The sequence below is a fragment of the Virgibacillus siamensis genome (assembly GCF_039522605.1).
Lineage (GTDB): Bacteria > Bacillota > Bacilli > Bacillales > Amphibacillaceae > Lentibacillus > Lentibacillus siamensis.
Genome location: NZ_BAAADS010000012.1, coordinates 314,196 through 337,145 on the forward strand (window position 1 = coordinate 314,196; position 22,950 = coordinate 337,145).

26 protein-coding genes and 2 riboswitches are annotated in these 22,950 nt (G+C 39.5%); of the genes, 12 read left to right on the forward strand and 14 right to left on the reverse strand.

Annotated features, from left to right (window positions below; all coding sequences use genetic code 11):
* Positions 1–8 precede the first annotated feature (8 nt).
* Positions 9–872: a hypothetical protein gene (locus tag ABD010_RS09725; RefSeq protein WP_343812456.1), complete on the reverse strand. Its 864-nt coding sequence runs from the start codon at positions 870–872 to the stop codon at positions 9–11.
* Positions 873–1,011: 139 nt separating this feature from the next.
* Between ABD010_RS09725 and ABD010_RS09730 the strand changes: the two genes are divergently transcribed.
* From ABD010_RS09730 to ABD010_RS09740, 3 genes are all read left to right on the forward strand, one after another.
* Positions 1,012–1,230 (forward strand): YqgQ family protein, encoded by a 219-nt coding sequence (locus ABD010_RS09730; RefSeq protein WP_343812458.1) that lies wholly within the window; start codon positions 1,012–1,014, stop codon positions 1,228–1,230.
* Positions 1,223–2,179 (forward strand): ROK family glucokinase, encoded by a 957-nt coding sequence (locus ABD010_RS09735; protein ID WP_343812460.1) that lies wholly within the window; start codon positions 1,223–1,225, stop codon positions 2,177–2,179. The genes ABD010_RS09730 and ABD010_RS09735 overlap by 8 nt, the downstream gene beginning before the upstream one ends.
* 208 nt (positions 2,180–2,387) lie before the next feature.
* On the forward strand, positions 2,388–4,301 hold the full coding sequence (locus ABD010_RS09740; protein ID WP_343812461.1) for an LTA synthase family protein: 1,914 nt from the start codon (positions 2,388–2,390) through the stop codon (positions 4,299–4,301).
* A 42-nt stretch (positions 4,302–4,343) separates the two neighbouring features.
* On the opposite strand, the gene ABD010_RS09745 is transcribed toward ABD010_RS09740, so the two are convergent.
* Positions 4,344–4,514, reverse strand: coding sequence for a DUF2759 family protein (locus ABD010_RS09745; protein ID WP_343812462.1), 171 nt, complete (start codon positions 4,512–4,514; stop codon positions 4,344–4,346).
* Positions 4,515–4,661: 147 nt separating this feature from the next.
* On the opposite strand from ABD010_RS09745, the gene ABD010_RS09750 reads away from it, so the two are divergent.
* Positions 4,662–5,291 (forward strand): MBL fold metallo-hydrolase, encoded by a 630-nt coding sequence (locus ABD010_RS09750; RefSeq protein ID WP_343812463.1) that lies wholly within the window; start codon positions 4,662–4,664, stop codon positions 5,289–5,291.
* Between the two features lie 239 nt (positions 5,292–5,530).
* Here the strand turns inward: ABD010_RS09750 and ABD010_RS09755 are convergent, their stop codons facing one another.
* The 8 genes from ABD010_RS09755 to comGA form a co-directional block, all read right to left on the reverse strand.
* Complete coding sequence (locus ABD010_RS09755; protein ID WP_343812464.1) at positions 5,531–5,773, reverse strand: DUF2626 domain-containing protein; 243 nt, start codon at positions 5,771–5,773, stop codon at positions 5,531–5,533.
* 129 nt (positions 5,774–5,902) lie between these two features.
* The gene (locus ABD010_RS09760) at positions 5,903–6,277 is read right to left on the reverse strand and encodes a hypothetical protein (protein WP_343812465.1); all 375 of its coding nucleotides are present in this window, start codon (positions 6,275–6,277) and stop codon (positions 5,903–5,905) included.
* A complete protein-coding gene (locus ABD010_RS09765; RefSeq protein ID WP_343812466.1) occupies positions 6,249–6,701 on the reverse strand; it encodes a competence type IV pilus minor pilin ComGF in 453 nt (150 codons plus the stop codon). Before ABD010_RS09765 ends, ABD010_RS09760 begins: the two co-directional genes overlap by 29 nt.
* Complete coding sequence (gene comGE, locus ABD010_RS09770) at positions 6,649–6,993, reverse strand: competence type IV pilus minor pilin ComGE (protein WP_343812467.1); 345 nt, start codon at positions 6,991–6,993, stop codon at positions 6,649–6,651. Before comGE ends, ABD010_RS09765 begins: the two co-directional genes overlap by 53 nt.
* Positions 6,977–7,408, reverse strand: a complete 432-nt coding sequence (gene comGD, locus ABD010_RS09775) for a competence type IV pilus minor pilin ComGD (protein ID WP_343812468.1) — start codon at positions 7,406–7,408, stop codon at positions 6,977–6,979. Before comGD ends, comGE begins: the two co-directional genes overlap by 17 nt.
* The gene (comGC, locus tag ABD010_RS09780; RefSeq protein ID WP_343812470.1) at positions 7,409–7,723 is read right to left on the reverse strand and encodes a competence type IV pilus major pilin ComGC; all 315 of its coding nucleotides are present in this window, start codon (positions 7,721–7,723) and stop codon (positions 7,409–7,411) included.
* 11 nt (positions 7,724–7,734) lie between these two features.
* Positions 7,735–8,790, reverse strand: a complete 1,056-nt coding sequence (locus ABD010_RS09785) for a type II secretion system F family protein (protein WP_343812472.1) — start codon at positions 8,788–8,790, stop codon at positions 7,735–7,737.
* Positions 8,750–9,760, reverse strand: a complete 1,011-nt coding sequence (comGA, locus tag ABD010_RS09790; protein WP_343812474.1) for a competence type IV pilus ATPase ComGA — start codon at positions 9,758–9,760, stop codon at positions 8,750–8,752. Before comGA ends, ABD010_RS09785 begins: the two co-directional genes overlap by 41 nt.
* A 90-nt stretch (positions 9,761–9,850) precedes the next feature.
* Here comGA and ABD010_RS09795 point away from each other — a divergent pair, with 90 nt between their 5' ends.
* Together ABD010_RS09795 and ABD010_RS09800 are read left to right on the forward strand one after the other, a co-directional pair.
* The gene (locus ABD010_RS09795; RefSeq protein WP_343812476.1) at positions 9,851–10,366 is read left to right on the forward strand and encodes a shikimate kinase; all 516 of its coding nucleotides are present in this window, start codon (positions 9,851–9,853) and stop codon (positions 10,364–10,366) included.
* 51 nt (positions 10,367–10,417) lie between these two features.
* Positions 10,418–10,600 carry a YqzE family protein gene (locus ABD010_RS09800; RefSeq protein WP_343812478.1) on the forward strand — a complete coding sequence of 61 codons (183 nt, stop codon included), beginning with the start codon at positions 10,418–10,420 and terminating at the stop codon, positions 10,598–10,600.
* A 36-nt stretch (positions 10,601–10,636) separates the two neighbouring features.
* Here the strand turns inward: ABD010_RS09800 and ABD010_RS09805 are convergent, their stop codons facing one another.
* Both ABD010_RS09805 and ABD010_RS09810 read right to left on the reverse strand, forming a co-directional pair.
* Positions 10,637–11,413, reverse strand: coding sequence for a YqhG family protein (locus ABD010_RS09805; RefSeq protein ID WP_343812480.1), 777 nt, complete (start codon positions 11,411–11,413; stop codon positions 10,637–10,639).
* On the reverse strand, positions 11,403–13,055 hold the full coding sequence (locus tag ABD010_RS09810; RefSeq protein ID WP_343812482.1) for a DEAD/DEAH box helicase: 1,653 nt from the start codon (positions 13,053–13,055) through the stop codon (positions 11,403–11,405). The genes ABD010_RS09805 and ABD010_RS09810 overlap by 11 nt, the downstream gene beginning before the upstream one ends.
* 140 nt (positions 13,056–13,195) lie before the next feature.
* Positions 13,196–13,283: riboswitch (glycine riboswitch) on the forward strand.
* Between the two features lie 3 nt (positions 13,284–13,286).
* A riboswitch (glycine riboswitch) is annotated at positions 13,287–13,386 on the forward strand.
* 58 nt (positions 13,387–13,444) lie between these two features.
* Here ABD010_RS09810 and gcvT point away from each other — a divergent pair.
* The 3 genes from gcvT to gcvPB are packed head-to-tail and all read left to right on the forward strand — an operon-like array spanning position 13,445 to position 17,378.
* The gene (gene gcvT / locus ABD010_RS09815) at positions 13,445–14,551 is read left to right on the forward strand and encodes a glycine cleavage system aminomethyltransferase GcvT (protein WP_343812484.1); all 1,107 of its coding nucleotides are present in this window, start codon (positions 13,445–13,447) and stop codon (positions 14,549–14,551) included.
* A 12-nt stretch (positions 14,552–14,563) separates the two neighbouring features.
* Positions 14,564–15,913: an aminomethyl-transferring glycine dehydrogenase subunit GcvPA gene (gene gcvPA / locus ABD010_RS09820; RefSeq protein ID WP_343812486.1), complete on the forward strand. Its 1,350-nt coding sequence runs from the start codon at positions 14,564–14,566 to the stop codon at positions 15,911–15,913.
* Entirely contained in the window at positions 15,906–17,378 is a 1,473-nt protein-coding gene (gene gcvPB, locus ABD010_RS09825) for an aminomethyl-transferring glycine dehydrogenase subunit GcvPB (RefSeq protein ID WP_343812488.1), read from the forward strand. Before gcvPA ends, gcvPB begins: the two co-directional genes overlap by 8 nt.
* A gap of 211 nt (positions 17,379–17,589) precedes the next feature.
* On the opposite strand, the gene ABD010_RS09830 is transcribed toward gcvPB, so the two are convergent.
* Positions 17,590–17,955, reverse strand: a complete 366-nt coding sequence (locus ABD010_RS09830) for a rhodanese-like domain-containing protein (protein WP_343812490.1) — start codon at positions 17,953–17,955, stop codon at positions 17,590–17,592.
* Between the two features lie 381 nt (positions 17,956–18,336).
* On the opposite strand from ABD010_RS09830, the gene ABD010_RS09835 reads away from it, so the two are divergent.
* The 3 genes from ABD010_RS09835 (at position 18,337) to ABD010_RS09845 (ending at position 22,487) form a co-directional block, all read left to right on the forward strand.
* Positions 18,337–20,901, forward strand: a complete 2,565-nt coding sequence (locus tag ABD010_RS09835) for a vitamin B12-dependent ribonucleotide reductase (protein WP_343812492.1) — start codon at positions 18,337–18,339, stop codon at positions 20,899–20,901.
* 203 nt (positions 20,902–21,104) lie between these two features.
* Positions 21,105–21,524, forward strand: a complete 420-nt coding sequence (gene mntR / locus ABD010_RS09840) for a transcriptional regulator MntR (RefSeq protein WP_343812495.1) — start codon at positions 21,105–21,107, stop codon at positions 21,522–21,524.
* Positions 21,525–21,599: 75 nt separating this feature from the next.
* Positions 21,600–22,487: a patatin-like phospholipase family protein gene (locus ABD010_RS09845; protein ID WP_343812496.1), complete on the forward strand. Its 888-nt coding sequence runs from the start codon at positions 21,600–21,602 to the stop codon at positions 22,485–22,487.
* Positions 22,488–22,501: 14 nt separating this feature from the next.
* Here ABD010_RS09845 and ABD010_RS09850 read toward each other — a convergent pair whose 3' ends face one another.
* A complete protein-coding gene (locus tag ABD010_RS09850; protein WP_343812498.1) occupies positions 22,502–22,876 on the reverse strand; it encodes an SA1362 family protein in 375 nt (124 codons plus the stop codon).
* Between the last annotated feature and the right edge of the window lie 74 nt (positions 22,877–22,950).

The following is a 22,950-nucleotide window of genomic DNA, read 5'->3' on the forward strand; positions in this document are numbered from 1 at the left end:
CCTCTACTTCAATCGAATTCCGGGTATTGCTGAATCAGTTTTTTCTTATTTCCGTTCAATGCATACACTACTAATAGATGCTCCTTATTTTTACCAAATAATATAAGCGGAACATAACTTTTCATTTTTTCACTGTTTTTAGCAGCCAGGATGTAATTCTTGTATAACCCTTCCCATAATTGACCGATTATTTGATTGGTCTGCTCTTGTGTAAAAGATGGTAATGACTGATTATTATACTCATATAATTGTGTCAGAGGTACGGTGATATAGTTATTTGGATTAATTTTGAAATGACGGGTAAGGTTCTTCCAATAATATACCAATTGCTGGTTCGTTGTGTGTTCAAGAAGCCGGACCCACTCATCTTCCATTTCACTTTCCGGGATTTTAAACGATTCCAGTGGAGTGTTGGGCGAATCGATGACGTATAACTGATCATAGGACATTCTGTGCATACTTTTGATTTGATCATCAGGGTAATGCACTTCACCATGGTGATATGCTATTGTCTGGAAGTGACTGCTGTCATCTCCTGCCAGTTTTTGTTTCATACGAATTTTAGCTGTGTCTTCCATCCATTTGCTTTGTATACCCCGAAGTCTTCCGTTATCAAAAAGTAACGCAGCATCCTGACGCAGATACACATTACGTTCACTTTTCGAATTCGTTTCCCAGGAAATTTCATACGAATCCTTATCTGTCTGCTCAATTAATGACAGGCGTGTGGATACGTGCTCAAACTCTGTTTTCTCATCCATTGGAAAATATGTAATCGCAGGCAAGGATTCATTATCAAATAGATACAGGAGAACAGCAGGTATAACGACTATAAACGCAATTACAATTCCGGTTGTCCATTTTTTCATCATAACCATCCTTTTGCTTCTTCTTCAGGTAAATATATGTGAACAGCGCCGTGTTTATGTTTGAAACCTGTCCTCGAATTCATCGTGTGATTTAGATTCCTTATTCATGCAGGATTTGCTATAATAAGGTTTGGTGATAAAAATGAAAACAGTTTATGATGTTCAACAGTTGCTTAAACGATTTGGGACAATTGTATATATAGGGAACAGGATAGCTGAACTGGAACTGATGGAGGATGAGCTCCGGGAGCTGCATCAAACAGGGTGTATTGATAGTGACCAATACAAGACAGCTGTATTACTGTTGAGAAAGGAAGCAGGACGGTTGCGTGGTAACAGGAGGGTGAGTTCGGATGAGTAATATCTTAATTGGAATTGATGTTGGAGGAACTACAGTAAAAATTGGCATAATTAACGAAATCGGTAATATCCTGGATAAGTGGGAGATACCCACCAATACAGATAATCAAGGTAAATCCATTTTGTCCGACATTTGGGAATCCATTCGTAATAAGGTTTCCCTCGAAAATGTTGCTGGTATTGGAATTGGTGTGCCTGGATTTATCGATCAGGATACCGGAGATGTTTATGAGGCAGTAAACATCGGCTGGAAACAGGTTGAACTAGCTAAAATTATGAAGGAAATGAGTGGGTTGCCCGTTTTTGTGGAGAATGATGCAAATGCCGCAGTCTTGGGAGAAAACTGGAAAGGCGCGGGTGGACAGGTGAAAAACCTGATTGCAATAACCGTTGGAACCGGTATTGGCGGGGGCATTATCGCAAATGGTTCCATCTTAAACGGTGTTAGCGGAACTGCCGGTGAGATTGGACATATAACAATGGATCGTGATGGTTCTCCATGTAATTGTGGAAGAAATGGCTGTTTGGAAACCATTTCTTCAGCGACAGGAATTGTTCGTCAGGCGAATGAAAAAATAGCTGAAAACCCGGGGAGTGCGCTGGCCAATCTTTATGATGAACAAGGTGATTTAACGGCTAAAGATATTTTTCAGCTTGCCGATTCCGGGGATACACTATCTAAAACTATCATAGAACACGCTTCAGATGTTCTGGGGTTGGCTATTGCAAATCTTGCAGTCGTAATCAACCCCTCACGAATTCTTATCGGTGGTGGTGTTTCCAAAGCAGGAGCTGACTTTGTGAACCTGATTAATGATGCTTTTCACAAATTCACACTTGCAAAGGCTGGAGAGGTATGCGAGCTGAGGCTCGCACAACTTGGGAATGATGCGGGAATCATTGGAGCAGCGTTTTTAGTAAAGCAAAAACTTGAAAAAATCACTTTTTAGATTTAATGTACACAACCAATCTATTGGTATAGGAGCTTTCCGCTAACATTTTAATAAATTTTATTGTCATTCTATGAAACTTTTCATATGCTAAATCGTCATATAATAAGATAGGATAGAAGTTTAAAGAAAGATGATACGGGTATTCATTAACTGAATAATGAATGCAAATGTAACAATGGTATGTTTAATTGTAGGAGGAACAAAGATGAAATCCAAACTTCCCAAAATTCCTTTGTTTATAATTGCGACAATATTGTTTGGTGTTAAGACATATATTATATACCGCTTTTTATTTAATATTGAACTGGATAATGCAATGCAGGAGCTGATTCTGGCAATCAATCCGTTTGTCTCAGCGTTTTTGATCTTTGCAATCAGTGTATGGCTCAGGAAACCGGGCAGTCAAATGAAATTTCTAAGGTATACTGCCTTAATTGGATCACTGATTTTGTATTTTAATCTGGTTTTCTATCGCTCATTTACTGATTTTATTACGATACCGCAATTGTTACAGGCGAGCAATATGGGAGATTTGGGTTCCAGTATTTTAACTCTCCTGAAAGTCTATGATGTGCTGTTATTTGCGGATGTGGTAATCATCTGGTATTTGAGCAGGAAAAAATCCGATGTATTGTCAGTGAGCTATCCAAAAAGCGGAAGGGTGTTTGCCCTTGCGATGTCATTAATGTTATTGGCGGGTAACTTTTTCCTTGCTGAAATGGAACGTCCGCAGTTATTTACCCGCGCATTCGACAGGGAATACCTGGTAAAAAACATTGGAATATTTAATTACCACATTTATGATCTGGCTCTGCATTCGAAGGTAAAATCACAGAAGGTTTTTGCAGATGGAAATGAGCTGCCGGAAATTAAGGAATATGTAAAAACGAAGGTGCAAAGTGATGGTAAATCACCATTGTATGGCATTGCAGAAGATAAAAACCTTATTTTCATTTCAGCAGAGTCAATGCAAAGCTTTGTTATTAACAGTAAGATGAAGGGTGAAGTCATTACACCATTTCTTAACAGTCTTGTAAAAGATGACAGTACGTTTTACTTTAAAAACTTTTACCACCAGACACAGCAGGGTAAAACGTCTGACTCGGAATTCCTGTTGGAGAATTCATTGTACCCTCTGTCAAGGGGAGCCGTATTCTTTACACATGGCCAAAATGAATATCATGCTTTACCGGAAATATTAAATCAGGAGAATTACTATACTTCTGTTTATCACTCTAATAATAAGAGTTTCTGGAACCGGGATCAGATGTATAAGAGTCTTGGATACGATCATTTTTACGGAGAAAAAGCTTTTGAAGTAACGAAAGAGAATTCAATCGGCTGGGGACTGGAAGATAAAGCATTCTTTGAGCAATCAATGAAATATTTACAGGCACAAAAGGAACCATTCTATACGAAATTTATTACGTTGACAAACCATTTTCCGTTTGAAATTCCAAAAGACAAAGCGTCAATCGAAAAATTTGACTCAAATTCAAGGACGCTGAACAATTACTTTCAGACAGTCCGGTACACGGATGAAGCGCTTGAGCAGTTCTTTAACCAGTTAAAGGAATCGGGACTGTATAAGGATTCTGTAATTGTCATAATGGGCGATCACTATGGAATCAGTGAGAACCATAACAAAGCGATGGCTAAGTATTTAGGCAAGGATGAAATAACTCCTTACGATCATGTACAATTGCAGCGTGTACCACTATTTATTCATATTCCAGGCTATGACAAAGGTAAGGTAATGTCTGAAGTATCCGGACAGATTGACCTTAAACCGACATTACTGCATATGCTTGGCGTAAGCACAAAAAATGACATCTACTTTGGAAATGATTTATTTAGAGATGACCGGAAAGACTTTACAGCATTTCGAAATGGTGATTTTGTAAGTGATCAATATGTATCAACTGGTGGAGTATGTTACCAGCGTCAAAGTGGTGAACCGGTAAATATAAACCAGAATGTAAATGAAGAAACGAAGCAGAAAGATCCATGTAAATCAATCACAGAGCAAGTGGAAAAAGAACTGGGATATTCTGATGACATTATTTATGGAGATTTGTTCCGCTTTATTGATTTTTCCAAAAGCGGCATCAGTAAATAAAGGAGATAAAAAAACTAACTGTCTAAATGACAGTTAGTTTTTTTACGACATTTTTCCAACTTCATGAATAATGGTCATGATGGAGAAAAAACCGAAAACGAGTGCCGATGCCGCAGAAAATCCAAGGGCAAACAGATTTTTGAATTTAAGCTGACGTACAACGGATACAACAGATAAAATGGCAACTGCCAAAAGTGTAATTCCTAGAACCATTATTAATCCTCCTTGTGAACTTTCAATGTCTGTCACTATTCGAATGAGTTCATATGTATTATTATGTAACTAAGCATTGCTAAATATTAGTTTATAGTATAAAAACATTTTTGTCGAGTGTAAAACGATTTTTATGGAGGGTATGCTATGGATATCAGACGATTATCACTTGGACCATTGGGAACAAATTGTTATATTATCTATCATGATACAGAAGCATTGGTGGTTGACCCGGGCGGAGAGGCTGACTCCGTTATTAGCTTTTTAAGGGACAAGCAGATAAGGCCTTTAGCGATTCTGCTCACTCACGCACATTTTGATCATATTGGCGCCGTTGAATCGCTAAGAAATGCTTACGATATTAACGTTTATATTCATTCGATGGAAGATGAATGGCTGGGCAATCCAAATCTGAATGGGTCGAAATTATTCATGGGATCTGAAATTTATACCAGAAAAGCTGAAGCTTATTTAGAACCGGGGCATCTTCGAATTGGTGGATTTTCATTTGAAATATTGCATACGCCAGGTCATTCTCCCGGAAGTGTCAGTTTTGTTTTTCATGATCATCATACTGTAGTTGGCGGCGATGTGTTATTCAATCGGGGGATTGGCAGAACGGATTTACCCGGTGGGGATATGGAACAACTGGGAGAGAGTATCAAAAATTTATTATACAATTTGCCTGATACGTATAAAGTTCTCCCGGGTCACGGCTCGGAAACAACAATAGGTGATGAAATGCGGCATAATCCATTTTTCCCTTTGGATAGATGAGTAGCAATACTCGGGTTTGTGAATCCGGTAAATGAACAAATTTTATAATTTCCTATGCTAATAAAAACCCTTCTTATGTTAAGAAGGGTTTTTAGGGGGATGTGCTCTGTTCTAAGTTGCTTAGGGATAAAAAGTTAAGCTACGTTTACAACTATAATGGCATACTTAATACATGTCAATAAACATTCTGTGAAAAATGAAAAAACCCTGCAAAAAGATATGTAAGCAGGGTTTCGTGATTAATGCCCGAATCCAGGAACCAATATGAATTCTGAATACCAGGTAAAACCAACTAAAAATAATGTACAATAAGCTCCGAAAAGATACATATACATGCGTTCAGATAATTTCAAGTAGCCTACTGCAAGGAAAAATGCTGTTTGAACAAGGAACAGTAACGACAGGTTTGACATTTCACCCACATAGAACATTACTGTAAAAATTGCTGTCCAAAAAGCAAGGACACGAAACATCCGATCCATGTTTTCCTCCTCCTTTTGGTAACCTTATCATTGTTATTATAAACGACCAACTCCATAATGTAAATAAAACTGTTGAAACAACTACTGTTTTTGCGGGACTTTACTATAGTTTTGTCCATTTGTATTAGTTTATTCAGGATCTGCAGCTAGTTGATGCGGCAGTGAAATAACTGATTGCCGGTTTGTGGTAATTGTAAAATAAAGATGGTGTTCGTTGGTATCTAATATCTTATATTGGATTGCTACGTCACCATAGGGGAAATGATAGGTTACCGGACTTTCGGGCAGATTATGATCCTGCAGGCTTTCGATGAATTGAGCACGACCCATTTGGAATAACGTTTCAATTTTTAGTTGTTCTGTCTGTCTTTCGGTGATCTGCAGTTCATTCTTGTAAAGCTGGATGCTGGCGGTAACTATAATGATAACAAGAGCCGTCGTGAACAATACATATGGTAAAATAAACCCATTCCGATCAGTGATAAATTCGAATCGTTTTTTCATACTGCTCCCCTTGTTTTGTTGTTATTAGTACATGAACCCCATTGCGGACTTTTTTAAAATTAACATTTTGCACCTCTCTCAAAAAAACTTCATGTCCCTTTCCATCAACCTGCCGGCGGATAAGATCATCGTACTTTTCAAACGTTACGATGGAATCATTAAAATGATGCAGACTAATTGCATCAGATTGAATCTTGATGATATCCGTAGAGGCAATGATGTCATCCCGCAGAAAATAAAAGAACTGCTGGACAGACATTGCATCATAGTTTGTGGTGTAGTTCATTGATTTTGTTAAAAACCCGATTAGAGGCAATGTCAGAAAGATAACTGTAATCATAAGCAGTACCGAAATAAAAGTAATCCCTTTTTCATTTCGTTTGGTATCCATATAAACATGATTGTTGTTGTTTGTTTTTAACATTTTTCCATTCGGCACATCCTTTCAGCAATGATTCTTCCACGGTAAAATGAATGGCAACCGGTGTATTATCAACATGTACAGTATAAGGTTTTATCGGGTCTGAAACATTGTTTTGTAAAGAAAACTGAAGTTCCTCATGTAAACTGTTTAGAATTTCCTGTTTCTGATGAAGGATATCCCGATGAAGCATGATGGTTGTCTTGATCGGAATGAACGTTGTAATAACCGTGACAAGAATGGACAGCGCAACCAGCGTTTCAATCAGTGAAAAACCTTTAGTATTCTGCAACATAGCACCTGCCTTTACCAAATGGACATACGACTTTGAACCGATTATGCGACGTATGAATAAAAATGGTGCCGGCTTTATTGATCAGTCCATCATCATTAAATGCGATCTTCTTTAAAGTTGTATCATTTATTTGCCATCCATCAGGGACTTTTCGTTTCAGGACCACTTCTTTGGCGGTACTTGTGATGGAATAGCTGAAGTTGTTATGAAAACTGAGTTTATACGACGATGTTCTTGAACCGTACGAAAGGCTCTGCAAATACAGGATATCCATTTCCATTGTCTTGAAAAACTGTTTTTCAACTTGTGTTTCAAGTGTTGAAACGTGGATTGGTGCACTCAAAAGCAACAGGATGGAGATAATTGCCAGCACAAACAGAACTTCCAATAATGTGAAGCCATTTTTCTTTTTCATTTAATTTGTAGAGGACTCGTCCTTATTGACTTTACCATCGACTAAAATAAGTGTGGTACCATCTGGACATGTTTTTTGTTCCTCAGTGATATAATCACTTTCTAACTCGTTGATCGAAGTTGGGAAGGCATCGTTTTCAATATAATAAGCATCTACTTGTGCCTGTACCAATTCCTCAAGGGCATTACATCCGGTTTCGTTAACTTCCTTGCTTTTATCGCCTAAATTAGGAACGATCAAAATAATTAGCACCGAAATTATCATCAAAACAATCAGCATCTCGATTAACGTAAATCCTTTTTGATTTTTAAACATAACATCATCTCCTAAATCGTTTTAATAAGTTGAAACATCGGCCACATCAATGTGACATAAATTAAAATAATTAGGCTTGCTAAAATGAGAAAGAATGCAGGCTGAAGGTACGTTAATATCTTCATGATTTTTCGATTCAGTTCTTCAGTTAAAACCGCTGCATACATTTCCAAATCTTTTTCCAACGCATTGACGTCCGCATTCTTTTGAAAAATAACGGCAATCTGTTTGTCGATGAGTGGTAAATTTTCCAGCAGATTTGTGATATAGATGCCTTTATTCAATTCATCGGTCATCAGAGTGGAAAAGTACGACAGAATAGGAAGTTTATTTTGGTTTCGCATGACAGATAATATTTCTTTTATCGACATTCCGGTTTTGAGTAATGAGCTGAAATGTGTTGCAAAGAGGAAGGAGGTATGCAGCTTTTTGTAATTCCGATAAACAGGAATGGAGCGTTGAATCATGATTTGCTTCTCAATACTGATTTTATGCTTTATACCTTTTGAAAAAAGTATCCCCGCTACAAGGAGAATTCCGAAAATCATCATAAATTTCGTCAATACATCAATGACAATTATTGATATATATACTGTAGAAGAGCCTCCGGAGTTGTTAAAGAGATCGATAAAAGATGGAAGAACGGATTGTTTAACAAAATAGATCAGCAATCCAAAAACAAATAACAGTATGATTGGATAACGGATGGTTTCCTGAAATTTTTTGGTGTAACGGATTCGCTGTTCAAACATTGCATTGCATTTTTCAATACTTTGCCGAATATCACCATTTGCTCTGATGAAGTAAAGATAAGAAGTGATTGCGCGGGAGAACCTTCCAGTATTTTCAAGTGCTTCATCAAACGTCCTGCCGTTTTTCAGCGAGGTTACGATGGTGGATGCAACTTGATCCAACTGTTTATCCCATTTAATGATTTCAAGTGCTTCCACCAATGTATAGCCGTTATCCAGAAGCCTTACCATCCGTTTTAGAAACCGGAGTTGCAGATCGTTCGACATCATTTTTTTATTTGCTAGCCAGATAAACTTCCTTATTGATATATCCATACGCATATGCCTTCTTTCGTAAATGGCCAAAGGAATGGAAATTGAGCATTGAATATTCCTCACCAGCCAATTGTTTTTCTAGACGCAAGCCATCCAGCAGTTCCATGATTGCAGCTCGCCGAGTAATATTATTATTTATGACCACGGGCAAAAGTTGTAATGATGCTATCGCAATAAGTGATTGTTTTAAATCGGACAGTTTCAGACCCATTTCAAGAAGACGGTGCACGGTCCCTGCTGTGTTTTTTGCATGCAGTGTACTCAGAACAAGATGGCCTGTAAGCGATGCATCAAATGCAAACTCAGCAGTGTAGCGATCTCTGATTTCTCCGACCATAATAATATCCGGGTCATGCCGCAATGCCGCTTTTAATCCTGTTTGATACGTTATCCCGGCTTTTTCATTTACCTGTACCTGCAGTATATCGTGAATGTCTTTTTCGATTGGATCTTCAAGTGTAATCGTCTGGTATGACTTTTCAGCAAGGATTGTCTGCAGGAGAGCATACAGGGTGGTGGTTTTACCACTCCCGGTGGGACCTGTAAATAAAATGATTCCTGCGCGATTGCTGATCCAATTTTTGATTTTTTTTAACTGGGCTGGAAACAGAAAAAGCTGCTCAAGTGAAAGGCTGTCTTCCTGCGGGAGTACGCGGATTGCCAAACTTTCCGTATGGTGTACGGGAAGGGTGGACAGACGCAGTGAAAAATGCTGGTTTAACGTATTATGGATAAGCGTCCCGTTTTGTGGTTTTCGGACTTCACCTATGTCCATTCCTGATGTAAACTTGTAATATGTGAGCAATGATTGGTATTGATGGATTGGAATGGTTTTGTGAAGAATTCGTTTTCCCAAAATGCGAAAGTAGATATCGGCTTTGTCTGTGAATGGATAAAAGTGGATATCTGATGCTTGAAGCTTAATCGCGGATTGCAGAAGTTTTTCCGAAAGTGAGAAAGAAATGTTCAAATCATATTTCACCTCCTTTGGAATACTGTATTCGACATAAATTGATAAAACCCTTCTTTTTTTCAAAAATTTTTTTGTAAGGAGTTTTGGATGATGACCATTTACTTAATCGGCTTTATGGGAAGTGGAAAAAGTACCGTTGGAAAAGTGTTAGGAGGAAGGATCAGGGGAGGTCATGCTGATACAGACGTTTTCATTGATGCACAGTACGGTACGATTTCAGAAATATTTCGTATTCATGGTGAGAATACTTTCCGAAAATATGAGTCAGCAGCATTGGAGAACCTTTCTGCTGAACATGAAATCGTGTCAACTGGCGGTGGAATTGTTGAACGACAGAAGAATATTTCCTTGATGAAAGCGAACGGAGTTATTGTGTACTTGCAAACGGCTTTTACTGAAATTCAAAGCCGATTGATGCATGATACAGAAAGACCATTGTGGAATACTGATATGGAGAAAAAAGAAAAACTTTTTCGACGCAGAAGCCAGCTGTATCAGGGTTGTGCAGATATTGCCATTCAAACTGATCAAAAAACTCCAGACGATATCGCTGGTGAAATCCAGGAAGCAGTTGAAAAGTTTCTTGCAGCGAATAAAGGATGAAGAACGAGCAGATACTATTACTGACAATTTTCAGTTAAAAGAGGTGCTTTCATGAATAGTAATGAATACATTAAGTTTATGACACAGGAGTTTACCTCATATATTGATTCAACATCTGAGGAGCGGAAATCACGCAAATCAAATCGGAAATCGGAACCATCTGCATATTCAAGCAAATGGCTGGGGGTATTGCCGTTTGCTTTAAAATCTGCAATTCGAAAAAACAGCAGTTAAAAACAGGCTGATATAACTTACAGCCTGTTTTTTACTTTATTGGGCCAGATATATTAACCCACCGTTAATTGGTTCAAATGTTACATACGGGTCATAGCGGTTTTTGATTTCTTCGATTTCCTTGTTCATTTCTTGTTCCTTGTCGCCATCATCACTTCGATAAAAATGCTTCAACAAATTTATTTCCTCATTCATTGTTGTAATGGAGGCATCAGCCCATTCGTGGCTTTGCTCGTTTATATAACCTTCCAGTACATTTTCAATTCGGCGGTAACCACTTTTTAGTTTTATAATTGGCGAAATGGTATAGCAATAATCGGAAATCGTTGTTTGCAGCGGTATGTTTTTTAGTGTTTCCATCATGTCAAGATGCATAGCGCCATTTATAAGCTGAAGCCCGATTGAAATCATTTCATCCCTTTTCTGTTTCCCTCTGTAGCTGATTTTAATATTAACCACAAGCCATGGAAACAAGGCAGTTTGCTCTCCGTTCGTGACTTTTTGAAACAGTTTTGTATATTGTTCATTTTGTTTCAAGTGGTTTGTGATTTGCTGGAGCCTTGGACTTCCAAAATGAATCCATTCGCCTTTTTGATCGCGTTTCGAATGATTGGTAATAAAGGTAAGTTCCATTGGCTGCCCTGGTTGACCAATTTTTTTGATGTAATGCCAATAAAACGGACGATTCATTAGTGCCCGGTCCATTTCCTCCGTCAGCTGGACGTTCAGGATTCCTTCATTATCTGATGAGACTGTACAGTGGTGAGATGTAAAATAATCATGTAAAAAGTTTTGGAGATTTTCAATTGCCATATTGTTGCTCCTTTAATTCATTGTTGGCATCATTAATCACGGAAGAGAGATTGTCCAGTTTAATTTTTGTTTCCCCGGTGGATGATGATTCCGAAAATATCGATTGGATTTCTGTTTCAATGTCAGAAATATTTAATTCTGCCAGTATACTATCAAGGTTTCCAATAATCTTTTCAAATAAATTAATTTTTTCGTAGAGTAGAGACATAATATGTTCCTCAACAGTGTCCCGAATAGCGAAATTATAAATTCGCACATCGTTCTCCTGGCCATATCGGTGAATTCGACCAATCCGTTGCTCCAATCGCATCGGGTTCCACGGTAAATCGTAGTTTATAAGGTTGTTGCAAAATTGGAGATTGATACCTTCACCACCGGCTTCGGTTGCGATCAATACTTGTGCATGATTTTCAAACAGGTGCTTCATCCAATCCTTTTTACTCTTCTTAAATCCGCCTCTGAAGGGAACAGAAGAAACGCCATGCTGTTTTAAATACCATTGTAAGTAAATTTGGGTTGCTCGGTATTCAGTGAAAATTATGATTTTCTCATCGTTCATCTGTTTTACAATTTCAAGAACCTTTTCCGCTTTTGAATGCTGCTGCAGTTGTGCGATTTTATCGGTTACCGGCTGAATTACGTGTTCATTCCCATCATTCCGAGCCATTTTGTCAAGCGATAAATAGCATGCCTCGCGGGATGAGCACAATTCACGCAGCAGTGTGATTCTTGAAAAAGCGGGGAATCCTTCAGTCATTGATTCCAAGTGATTATACGTCTCTCTTTCCTCTTCTTTAAAATCAACCCATATTGTTTCAATATTACGTTTAATGTTATCAAAGTCCGTATTTTCACGGGTGTTTCGAATCATTACCTTTTGGATTAACTGTTTCAAGTATGCATCCTGCTTCAATTTGTTGCGGTTTGTTCCGTATTGTTCCAAAAAAGATTCGTAATCACCGAGATGTCCGGGTTTTAAAATGGACACAAGGTTAAATATTTCCACAAGCCGATTTTGGACAGGTGTTGCAGTCAACAGCAGACAATAGGTTTTTTTTAACGATCGGACAAATGCGAAATTTTTTGTCTGATGATTTTTTAATTTATGCGCTTCATCGATCAGGATGAAGTCATAATCTATATCCAGTATATTTTCACGGTGTGGTGAACGTTTCGCTGTATCTATGGACGAGATTATAACGGAATGATCACTCCATTGATAATTTTTACGGTGAACGATGGCTGGAATATAAAATTTTTCATTTAATTCTTTTGCCCACTGATTTACTAATGAAGCAGGGACCAGAATCAATGCTTTTTTCACCAGGCCACGAAGCATGTATTCCTTTAAAATTAATCCCGCTTCAATCGTTTTTCCCAGGCCCACTTCATCAGCGAGAATTGCCCGCCCATTCATCTCCTCGATGACTTGCGTTGCACAATTTATTTGATGGTCCAGAAAGTTGACTTGCGGCAGAAATTCGAGCGTACGCAGCCCGGTGAATGATGGTGCCATAGAAGTCAGTTCCGCGTCATAGGCCATCTGAAAAAGGTTCCAGGATGAGAGGCTTTCACCGCGATCCGCCGCATCCTGAAAGTTATTGATGAAATTGGAATCTTTTTCAATTCTGATAGCTTTCATAATCCACTTCCTTTTCACAAATGAAATGATAATATGTCTACTTCTGTGTCATGTCTTATGATATAATGTATGCAATATAAAATAGAATTTCCATTTGTATGATACATATTATAACCAAATAAGCAATTTTCATTATGCGAATGAATACAAGGGGAGAGTTTACTGTTCAGTAACGCCGAAGGAGCAAACTTATGTGAATCTCTCAGGCAAAAAGACTCTTGTAGGACGCAGCTCTGGAGAGAGTTTACGACTTGTAAACCACCAACGAAGCAAGCACTTGTAATCTTGAAACCGATTTAACTGTGCGCAACTTTCTGGTCAAAGGACAGAGATTTCCTGATTCTGTATCAGTGAAATCTCTATTTTAATGCAAAAAAGGAGTGGATGATATGAGTGATTTAAAACGAACACCCTTATTCCCGGAATATGAAAAGCTGGGAGGCAAGACAGTCGATTTTGGCGGTTGGGATTTGCCCGTTCAATTCAAAGGCATTAAACATGAACATGAAGTCACCAGAACAAAAGCAGGGTTATTTGACGTGTCACACATGGGAGAAGTGTTTGTGAAAGGACCAAAAAGTTTGCCATTCCTGCAAAAGGTTATGACAAACGATATCTCCAAATTAACACCGAAACGTGCACAGTATAATTTTATGTGTTACGAGGATGGTGGTACAGTAGACGATCTGATCGTTTACATGTTGGATGAAGATTTCTATTTGCTTGTCTTGAATGCAGCAAATACACAGAAAGATTTTGAGTGGCTGAATGAGCAGAATAATATTGGTGCCGAAATCCAAAATGTATCGGCTGACTATGTTCAACTGGCATTGCAGGGTCCTGATGCAGAAGCGATTCTGCAAAAGTTAACCAATACCGATTTAAGTACCATTAAATTTTTTCGTTTTGAAAACCCCGTTTCGTTTTCCGGCGTTGATAAAGGTGCAATTGTATCACGCACAGGATATACAGGAGAAGATGGGTTTGAAATCTATATTGAGTCAGGTTCGGGAAGGGATTTATGGAATACAATTCTTGAAGCAGGTAACGACTTTGGCGTTGAACCAATCGGATTGGGAGCAAGGGATACACTCCGCTTTGAAGCGAAGCTCCCGTTGTATGGACAGGAGTTGTCAAAAGATATCACACCTGTGGAAGCGGGGATGAAGTTTGCCGTTAAGGTTAATAAAGATTCTGATTTTGTCGGGAAAGAAACATTGGCAGAACAAATTGAATATGGAGCAGATCGAAAACTAATCGGCATCGAAATGATTGACAAGGGAATCCCACGGACCGGATATCAGGTGTATAAAGATGAAACAGAGGTTGGATTCGTAACTACCGGCACTCAGTCACCAACATTGCAAAAGAATGTGGGCTTAGCGTTGGTCAGAACGGAATTTACTGAACTTGGTACGGAGTTGGATGTCCAGGTTCGGAAACGTAAATTAAAAGCGAAAGTTATTAAAACACCATTTTACAAGCGTGATAAATAAGGAGGGGATCACATGGAATTTCGTTATTTGCCGATGACAGCAGATGATAAGCAGCAAATGCTGGATACAATAGGTGTCGATAGTACGGAAACGTTATTTTCAGATATCCCGGAAAAAATCCGGTTTAAAAATGAACTTAATCTGAAGAAGCCAGCAAATGAAGCACAATTGAAAAAAGAACTGTCATCAATGGCGAACAAAAATGCTAATCTAACTGAATATACATCATTTTTAGGAGCTGGGGTGTACGATCATTTTATTCCGTCGGTTGTCGATCATGTTATTTCGAGATCTGAGTTTTACACTGCATATACACCATACCAGCCTGAGATATCACAGGGGGAACTGCAGGCAATTTTTGAGTTTCAGACGATGATTTGTGAACTGAGCGGGATGGCTGTGGCAAATTCCTCCATGTATGATGGTGGAACAGCACTGGCAGAAGCTGTAACGCTAAGTGCCGGACAGACAAAACGAAAGAAAATTCTTGTTTCCAAGGCTATACATCCTGAGTCCCGGGCGGTAATTGATACGTATGCGAAAGGACCACATCTTGAGGTTGTAGAAATTGACCATCGGGATGGGAAAACAGACCTGGAACAGCTGAAAAATGAATTGGACGAAAATACGGCGAGTGTTGTGATGCAATATCCGAACTTTTTCGGACAGGTTGAACCGTTGGAAAAAATAAATGAAATCATCCGACAGCAGAAAAAGACAATGTTTATTGTGTCCAGTAACCCGCTTGCACTTGGGTATTTGACACCACCTGGTGATTTTGGTGCGGATATTGTTGTCGGTGATACACAAGTATTTGGTATCCCTGCACAATTTGGCGGACCACACTGCGGTTACTTTGCAACGACTGATAAATTAAAGCGGAAAGTTCCTGGCCGGCTGGTGGGGCAAACAACAGACGAAGATGGTGTCCGTGGATTTGTTCTGACATTGCAGGCACGTGAGCAGCATATCAGGCGTGATAAGGCCACTTCCAATATCTGCTCAAACCAGGCTTTGAACGCATTAGCAAGTTCTGTTGCAATGAGTTCAATCGGCAAGCATGGCATCCGGAAAATGGCGGAATTAAATATGCAAAAGGCCCGTTATGCCAAGCAGCAATTTGAAAAGAACGATATTCCAGCAATATTTGGCGGTCCATTTTTTAATGAGTTGGTGGTAAAGCTTGCGGTTGATCCTGAAACTGCAAATGAAGAGCTCCGTACGAAAGGAATCATCGGCGGGTATGATCTTGGCAGGGATTATCCGGAACTGAAAGGGCATATGTTAGTAGCTGTAACAGAGATTCGGACAAAGGAAGAGATTGACACTTTTGTGAAAGAATTGGGGGATATCCATGGCTAATACAAACTTTCCATTGATTTTTGAACGAAGCAAAGAAGGAAGAACAAGTTACAGTTTTCCGGAACTGGATGTACCTGAAACGGATTTGGACAGTGAATTTGAGGATATGTATGTACGACAGGAGGCCCCGGATTTACCGGAAATAAGTGAACTGGAAATTATGCGTCATTACACAGCATTATCAAATCGGAATTATGGTGTTGATTCCGGTTTTTACCCACTTGGATCGTGCACGATGAAATACAACCCAAAAATTAATGAAGATGTTGCAAGGCTGCCTGGATTCAGCCATATTCACCCATTGCAGGATGAAAAAAGCGTCCAGGGTGCAATGGAAATGATGTATGATCTGCAGCAGGCATTGGGGGAAATCACTGGAATGCATAAGGTCTCACTGCAGCCTTCAGCAGGTGCACAGGGTGAGTGGACCGGTTTAATGATGATACGTGCATATCATGAGGCAAATGGTGATTATAACCGCACACAGGTCGTTGTACCAGATTCAGCGCACGGCACAAATCCTGCATCGGCTAAAGTTGCCGGGTTTGATGCAGTAACGGTTAAAACGAACGAACATGGTCTGGTTGATTTGGAGGATTTGAAGCGGGTTGTTACTGAGGAAACTGCAGCACTCATGCTGACGAATCCTAACACATTGGGACTGTTTGAAACGGAAATCCTGGAAATGGCTGAAGTCATCCATGGTGTTGGCGGCAAGTTGTACTATGATGGGGCAAATCTGAATGCCATCATGGGCTACACGCGTCCCGGCGACATGGGTTTTGATGTTGTGCATTTGAATCTGCACAAGACGTTCACAGGGCCACATGGCGGTGGTGGCCCGGGTTCAGGTCCGGTTGGTGTGTCAGATGAGCTTGCAGCCTTTTTGCCAAAGCCCTTGCTCGTAAAACAGGACAATGAATATCGGTTTAATTATGATCGTCCCCAGTCAATTGGACGTGTTAAACCATACTATGGCAACTTTGGAATAAATCTGCGTGCTTATACGTATATTCGGACGATGGGTGCAGAAGGCCTGAAGAAAGTCAGTGAGTATGCGGTCCTGAATGCAAACTATATGATGCGGAAACTGGAGAAGGAATATGTTCTGCCGTATCCACAGCATTGTAAACATGAATTTGTTTTATCTGGTAAAAAGCAGAAGAAATTAGGTGTTCGTACATTGGATATCGCTAAGCGTCTGCTTGACTATGGTTATCATCCGCCTACCATCTATTTCCCATTGAACGTTGAGGAGGCTTTGATGGTTGAACCGACTGAAACCGAAGCAAAAGAAACACTGGACGGCTTCGTTGATACAATGCTTACCATTTCAGATGAGGCTAAAAATGATCCGGAACTTGTTCAGGAAGCTCCGCATAATACAATCGTAAAACGGATGGATGAGACAACTGCAGCAAGAAAACCGATATTGCGCTATCAGCGAGAAAATAATAATAGATAGGACAAGCTGATTTTCAGCCGATTAGAAAACGTGGTTGTCACCAATCTTTTAGGTGATAGCCATCGTTGCACTCATGCAGCACATTTAACTGCTAAAAAGTAGCAACTGCCCTTATACTATTGTGGGTGGTTGCTATTTTAGCGTATCCGTCGGTATACTACTTTAAAAACGGACGGCAGAAAAAATGGGCGGGAATGTATTTCCCGTCCATTTATTTTATCTTACCGGACCATTTCTTAAATCCGCCTTTAAGTTGACTTATATCCTCATATCCTTTTTTATGGAGAAGTTGTGCAGCTCTTGCTGATCTTGAACCGCTTTGACAATAAAGGTAAACCGGCTTATCTTTTCTCAGTTCGATAAGACGTTGCTTCATCTGTGTAAGTGGTATGTTACGTGCTCCCAGGATGTGTCCTTTTTTAAATTCCTGAGGTTCTCGTACATCAATTAATTGAGCTTTGCGATATCCTTCACGAAATTGATCTTCAGTCAATGTTTTTAAGAAGTTCCGTTGTCTAAAGTACCTAAACATCAGAAATCCAAATACAATTACTAAAGCAATTACTAAAAATTCCATTTATGATCCCCCGTATTTCTCTTATGTGTCTACTCTATTATATGTTGGAATGGTTTATTTTTCAAAGTATTTTTCTTTTGGTCCGCGATTTTGTTGTATTTTGGCTATATACGATATTTCATTTGGAATTGCAAACTGCAAAATTGTTATAAAGTACAAAAATATATTCAGATAGCTGATTTATACTCGATATTTTGCGTTTTAATCTTAATTTTCTTGTGTTGACATTTGCAATTCGTTTCGTTCAATTTTCTATATATAGTGTTCTTTATAAAATACAAGCACAATATATTGTTTTTATTAGGTGGAGTGTGATATGTTTATAGCAAGAAAGTAATGAGTACGTTTTGATACTTGAATCTTGATTAAGGGGCGATGGATATGTCGATTGCTGTAGAAAAGAGCAGAAATATCGATTTGCAAACATTAAACGCGGATATCAAATTATTTCCACAGGTTCATCCTGTGACAGATGACATGAAACTGACACATAAAGGAGTGTCCCGATTAGTCATGCTGGACAGGTATGCCTTTAAGGATACAGAGAAAAAGACATTAAAGGAAGGAGATTTCGTTGTCCTTACAGTGAAGGCGGATCCGAAATTCCCTGCCCGAGGATTAGGATATGTGAAATCTGTAAATTGGTCAAGCAAACAGGCAAAAATAAAGGTGGATGCAGAATTTTTATCTGTCCTGGACGAGGAAGATGAAGCGTCATCCGGAATTGTTACACGATCATTGGATGTAATCGACAAACCATTGGAAGTATTTTATGAACAAATTGCCAAGCGAAACGCTACTGGGCTGGCAAATGTAGAAACAACAGATGAAAAACAAAAGGAATGGTTCGAGAAATTTAATGATGAGCTCAGCAGGATGAATTTCATCCCGGCAGGTCGTGTGCTATATGGAGCTGGAACTGAGACGGATGTAACGTATTTTAATTGTTATGTCATGCCTTATATCCGGGATTCCCGGGAAGGCATTTCCGACCACCGTAAACAGGTGATGGAAATAATGTCACGCGGTGGCGGGGTAGGAACGAATGGTTCTACATTAAGGCCGCGAAACACACTGGCAAGAGGAGTTAACGGTAAATCATCCGGGTCGGTATCATGGCTTGATGACATAGCCAAGCTTACACACCTGGTGGAACAGGGCGGTTCAAGGCGAGGCGCCCAAATGATCATGCTTGTGGATTCACATCCGGATGTAATGGAATTTATCATTTCAAAAATGCAGAACCCGCGTATTCTACGTTATTTGATTGAGAATACAGAAGATGAACAGATTAGGCAGTTAGCACAGGAGAAGCTGAATTTTAAGCCGTTAACTGAAACAGAATCTGATTTATATCAGGGAATTCTTAATTATCGTTCCATGCCTGGACAGGGAGGATTTTCCCAGGCGGCGTTCAAAGAGGCGGAACAGAAACTGTTGACGGGCGGAACATATACAGTTCATAATTCCGAATTTCTTACCGGTGCAAATATTTCCGTGTGTATTACAAAGGATTTGATGAAAGCAATCGAAAACGATGAAATGTATGAACTGCGTTTTCCAGATGTGGAAAATTATACGCCAGAGGAAATGGCGGTGTATAATGACAAATGGCATGAAATCGGTGATGTTCGCGAATGGGAAGAGATGGGATATGGAGTACGTGTTTACCGCAGAGTTCGGGCGCGTGAATTATGGAACCTGATTAACATTTGTGCAACATATTCAGCTGAACCGGGAATATTTTATATTGATAATGCCAACGAGATGACGAATGCCAGAGCCTATGGAGACCAGGTTGTTGCAACTAATCCATGTGGTGAACAACCACTTGCACCATATTCCGTATGTAATCTTGCAGCGGTTAATCTGGCTGAAATGGCTGATAAAGAAAATAAACAGGTTAACTTTGAAAAACTTAGACAAACCGTGAAAACGGGGGTTCGAATGCAGGATAACGTCATCGATGCCACACCATATTTTCTCGAAGAAAACAAAAAGCAGGCACTTGGTGAACGAAGAGTCGGTCTGGGTGTTATGGGACTTCATGACTTATTGATTTACTGCGAAACTGAATACGGTTCTGCAGAAGGAAATAAATTGGTTGACCGGATTTTTGAAGCAATTGCAACCACTGCATACCGTGAATCAATCGAACTGGCAAAAGAAAAAGGAAGTTTTCCTTTTCTTGTTGGAAAAACAGATGAAGAAACCAGATCATTACGTGAAGCATTTATCAATACCGGCTATATGCAAAAGATGCCGGAAGATATCCGGGAGAATATTATGGAGAATGGAATCCGCAACTCGCACTTGTTAACAGTAGCTCCAACCGGGTCCACCGGTACAATGGCAGGTGTATCAACCGGACTTGAGCCATATTTTTCATTCTCCTACTACAGAAGCGGACGACTTGGCAAGTTTATTGAGGTGAAAGCAGATATTGTTGAAGAATATCTGGATCGAAACCCTCAACAAGTTTCGGAAAATTTGCCGGGATTCTTTGTGACGGCAATGGATCTTGCGCCGGAAGCACATGCTGATACACAATGTGTTATCCAGCGTTGGGTGGACAGTTCCATTTCCAAAACAGTTAACGCTCCAAAAGGATATACAGTGGATCAAGTGGAGAAAGTATACCGCAGATTATACAACGGCGGGGCAAAAGGCGGCACCGTTTATGTTGATGGGAGCCGTGACACCCAGGTTTTGACATTGAAGGCCGAAGAGAATTCATTTGGTGAACAAACAGAACTTTTTGATGAAGATACGGAAAAGCCAAAAGTCGTGTTAATGGACACCATTCAGGAACTGGATAAAACGGATGTAACAATCGGCTCAGAAGTCGGCGATACGTGTCCGGTATGCCGAAAAGGCAGTGTGGAAGATATTGGCGGATGCAACACTTGTACAAGCTGTGGAGCTCAATTGAAATGCGGATTATAAGCATTTGCGGGAGAACGGATAATTTCCGTTCTCCTTTATTTAAAGAAATGGGAAAAACTTTTCCAACGTCATCCTGTCATATACAAAGGGGATAATGCCCGCATTTCCTATAGTTTGCCTAATATTTGTGATTCCTGTATGCTCTTTACTAAGAAACATTGTTGTACATACTAAAAATTTATTCATTGAAATGAGCTGATAACATGCCAACTCCGAGTATGGAAGATTACATCGAACAGATATACAATTTGATTGAGTCCAAAGGTTACGCACGTGTATCGGACATTGCTGAAGCACTGGAAGTTCATCCATCTTCTGTGACAAAAATGGTTCAAAAACTGGATAAAGATGAATATTTGAATTATGAAAAATACAGAGGATTCATTTTAACAGCGAAAGGCAAAAAAATTGGCGAACGTCTCGTGTTCCGTCATGAATTGTTGGAAGATTTCCTTGAGATAATCGGGGTGGATGAAGATAAAGTTTATGAAGATGTGGAAGGTATTGAACATCATCTTAGCTGGACTTCCATCGACCGAATAGGTGACTTGGTGCAATATTTCAAAGAAGATGAGCAACGAATTACAGACTTACGGCATGTTCAACTGAACAAGGAAAAATGATTTGTACTTGTACATCAGTTCTAAACCAGCTGTTGTTTTCTTAAAATGATAGAAAGCACATCTGGGAGGTTACTCATGAAAATTGATGCTGTTTTTTCCGGCGGGGGTGTAAAGGCATATGCCTTAATAGGGGCATTACAAAGTATTGATGAGAACAATCTGGCATTTGAACGTGTTGCCGGAACTTCTGCAGGAGCAATAATGGCTGCTTTCATTGCAGCAGGCTTCCGCACGAAGGATATCGGTGAGCTTATCCAGGATTTGGATATTCAAAAATTATTGGATCCACCAAAAATAAGTTCTATCATTCCGATTACAAAGTGGCTTTTTTTGTACTTTCGCATGGGCCTGTATAAAGGGGACAGACTGGAAAAATGGTTGTATACCCAATTGGCAAAAAAAGAAATCTATACGTTCAATGATTTAAATCAGGACAGTCTGAAAGTGGTTGTCAGTGATATTTCACTGGGAAAAATGGTCATTATCCCTGATGATTTGCAGCGAATCTACGGGATTGACCCGAAATACTTTCCAGTCTCTAAAGCTGTCAGAATGAGTGCGGGGTACCCGTATTTTTTTGTTCCAAAGAAATTACCGGGGCAATCGAAACGGAAAAGTCTTATAGTTGATGGTGGACTGCTCAGTAATTTCCCATTGTGGATTTTCGAAAATGAAAGCAAGGAACAGGTTCGCCCGGTCCTGGGAATTAAGCTCAGCGCGTATTCCGGGAAACAGGAACCGCGAAAAATCAGCAATGCACTGGATATGTTCCATGCTCTTTTTTCCACTATGCTGCAAGCGCACGATGCACGCTATATTTCATCTTCACATACGAATAATATTTTATTTATTCCTGTAAAACAGGTTGCATCGATGAATTTTGCGATTGGTGAGACGGAAAAGGAACGATTAATAAGACAGGGAAGAGAACGAGCAACGGAGTTTTTGAAAAAATGGCCATAAAAAAACCAAGCCATTCAGAAACTAGCTCGGTCTTTTCGTTTTGATTTATTGCCATCAATTACGCGCAAATGGGAAGCACGCTTGTGTTTCCTTTTTTTATGCTGGAAAGGTTTGGTTCGATTGGATGATCCAGATTTTGGTTTTGCCTTTGTGTTTGCATATTTCGCTTTGGATTGCTTGACTGCCTGCTTAAATTTTCTGGAGTCACTTGTTGGATTGCGTTTTTTCACCAGAACAAAATAGACAAGTGCAGAAATGGCAGCACCAAACGCAAGCATCAGCAATACCGTAATAAGAAAGGACGCTGTATTTGTAAATAGCTGTGAAACTACTCCGATAACAGCAAGACCAATGACTGTATAAACAACGATCGAAAATTTATTATTCATCAGTACATCCTCCTTTCGCATTTAGCCCCTTTATATTCTATATACCACATTTTCTTCATTTTATAGCATTACTT

What these genes read in the sequence shown, in the direction of transcription:
- ABD010_RS09755 (WP_343812464.1), bottom strand. Translation starts at nt 5,773, where the DNA reads ATGGATCGGATGTTTCGTGTCCTTGCTTTTTGGACAGCAATTTTTACA.
- comGE (WP_343812467.1), bottom strand. Translation starts at nt 6,993, where the DNA reads ATGTTGCAGAATACTAAAGGTTTTTCACTGATTGAAACGCTGGTTGCG.
- ABD010_RS09785 (WP_343812472.1), bottom strand. Translation starts at nt 8,790, where the DNA reads ATGGATATATCAATAAGGAAGTTTATCTGGCTAGCAAATAAAAAAATG.
- gcvT (WP_343812484.1), top strand. Translation starts at nt 13,445, where the DNA reads ATGAGTGATTTAAAACGAACACCCTTATTCCCGGAATATGAAAAGCTG.
- ABD010_RS09725 (WP_343812456.1), bottom strand. Translation starts at nt 872, where the DNA reads ATGATGAAAAAATGGACAACCGGAATTGTAATTGCGTTTATAGTCGTT.
- ABD010_RS09735 (WP_343812460.1), top strand. Translation starts at nt 1,223, where the DNA reads ATGAGTAATATCTTAATTGGAATTGATGTTGGAGGAACTACAGTAAAA.
- ABD010_RS09750 (WP_343812463.1), top strand. Translation starts at nt 4,662, where the DNA reads ATGGATATCAGACGATTATCACTTGGACCATTGGGAACAAATTGTTAT.
- ABD010_RS09830 (WP_343812490.1), bottom strand. Translation starts at nt 17,955, where the DNA reads ATGGAATTTTTAGTAATTGCTTTAGTAATTGTATTTGGATTTCTGATG.
- ABD010_RS09745 (WP_343812462.1), bottom strand. Translation starts at nt 4,514, where the DNA reads ATGGTTCTAGGAATTACACTTTTGGCAGTTGCCATTTTATCTGTTGTA.
- gcvPA (WP_343812486.1), top strand. Translation starts at nt 14,564, where the DNA reads ATGGAATTTCGTTATTTGCCGATGACAGCAGATGATAAGCAGCAAATG.
- ABD010_RS09730 (WP_343812458.1), top strand. Translation starts at nt 1,012, where the DNA reads ATGAAAACAGTTTATGATGTTCAACAGTTGCTTAAACGATTTGGGACA.
- ABD010_RS09845 (WP_343812496.1), top strand. Translation starts at nt 21,600, where the DNA reads ATGAAAATTGATGCTGTTTTTTCCGGCGGGGGTGTAAAGGCATATGCC.
- mntR (WP_343812495.1), top strand. Translation starts at nt 21,105, where the DNA reads ATGCCAACTCCGAGTATGGAAGATTACATCGAACAGATATACAATTTG.
- comGD (WP_343812468.1), bottom strand. Translation starts at nt 7,408, where the DNA reads ATGAAAAAGAAAAATGGCTTCACATTATTGGAAGTTCTGTTTGTGCTG.
- ABD010_RS09760 (WP_343812465.1), bottom strand. Translation starts at nt 6,277, where the DNA reads ATGAAAAAACGATTCGAATTTATCACTGATCGGAATGGGTTTATTTTA.
- ABD010_RS09805 (WP_343812480.1), bottom strand. Translation starts at nt 11,413, where the DNA reads ATGGCAATTGAAAATCTCCAAAACTTTTTACATGATTATTTTACATCT.
- ABD010_RS09800 (WP_343812478.1), top strand. Translation starts at nt 10,418, where the DNA reads ATGAATAGTAATGAATACATTAAGTTTATGACACAGGAGTTTACCTCA.
- ABD010_RS09850 (WP_343812498.1), bottom strand. Translation starts at nt 22,876, where the DNA reads ATGAATAATAAATTTTCGATCGTTGTTTATACAGTCATTGGTCTTGCT.
- gcvPB (WP_343812488.1), top strand. Translation starts at nt 15,906, where the DNA reads ATGGCTAATACAAACTTTCCATTGATTTTTGAACGAAGCAAAGAAGGA.
- ABD010_RS09765 (WP_343812466.1), bottom strand. Translation starts at nt 6,701, where the DNA reads ATGTTAAAAACAAACAACAACAATCATGTTTATATGGATACCAAACGA.
- ABD010_RS09835 (WP_343812492.1), top strand. Translation starts at nt 18,337, where the DNA reads ATGTCGATTGCTGTAGAAAAGAGCAGAAATATCGATTTGCAAACATTA.
- comGC (WP_343812470.1), bottom strand. Translation starts at nt 7,723, where the DNA reads ATGTTTAAAAATCAAAAAGGATTTACGTTAATCGAGATGCTGATTGTT.
- ABD010_RS09740 (WP_343812461.1), top strand. Translation starts at nt 2,388, where the DNA reads ATGAAATCCAAACTTCCCAAAATTCCTTTGTTTATAATTGCGACAATA.
- ABD010_RS09810 (WP_343812482.1), bottom strand. Translation starts at nt 13,055, where the DNA reads ATGAAAGCTATCAGAATTGAAAAAGATTCCAATTTCATCAATAACTTT.
- ABD010_RS09795 (WP_343812476.1), top strand. Translation starts at nt 9,851, where the DNA reads ATGATGACCATTTACTTAATCGGCTTTATGGGAAGTGGAAAAAGTACC.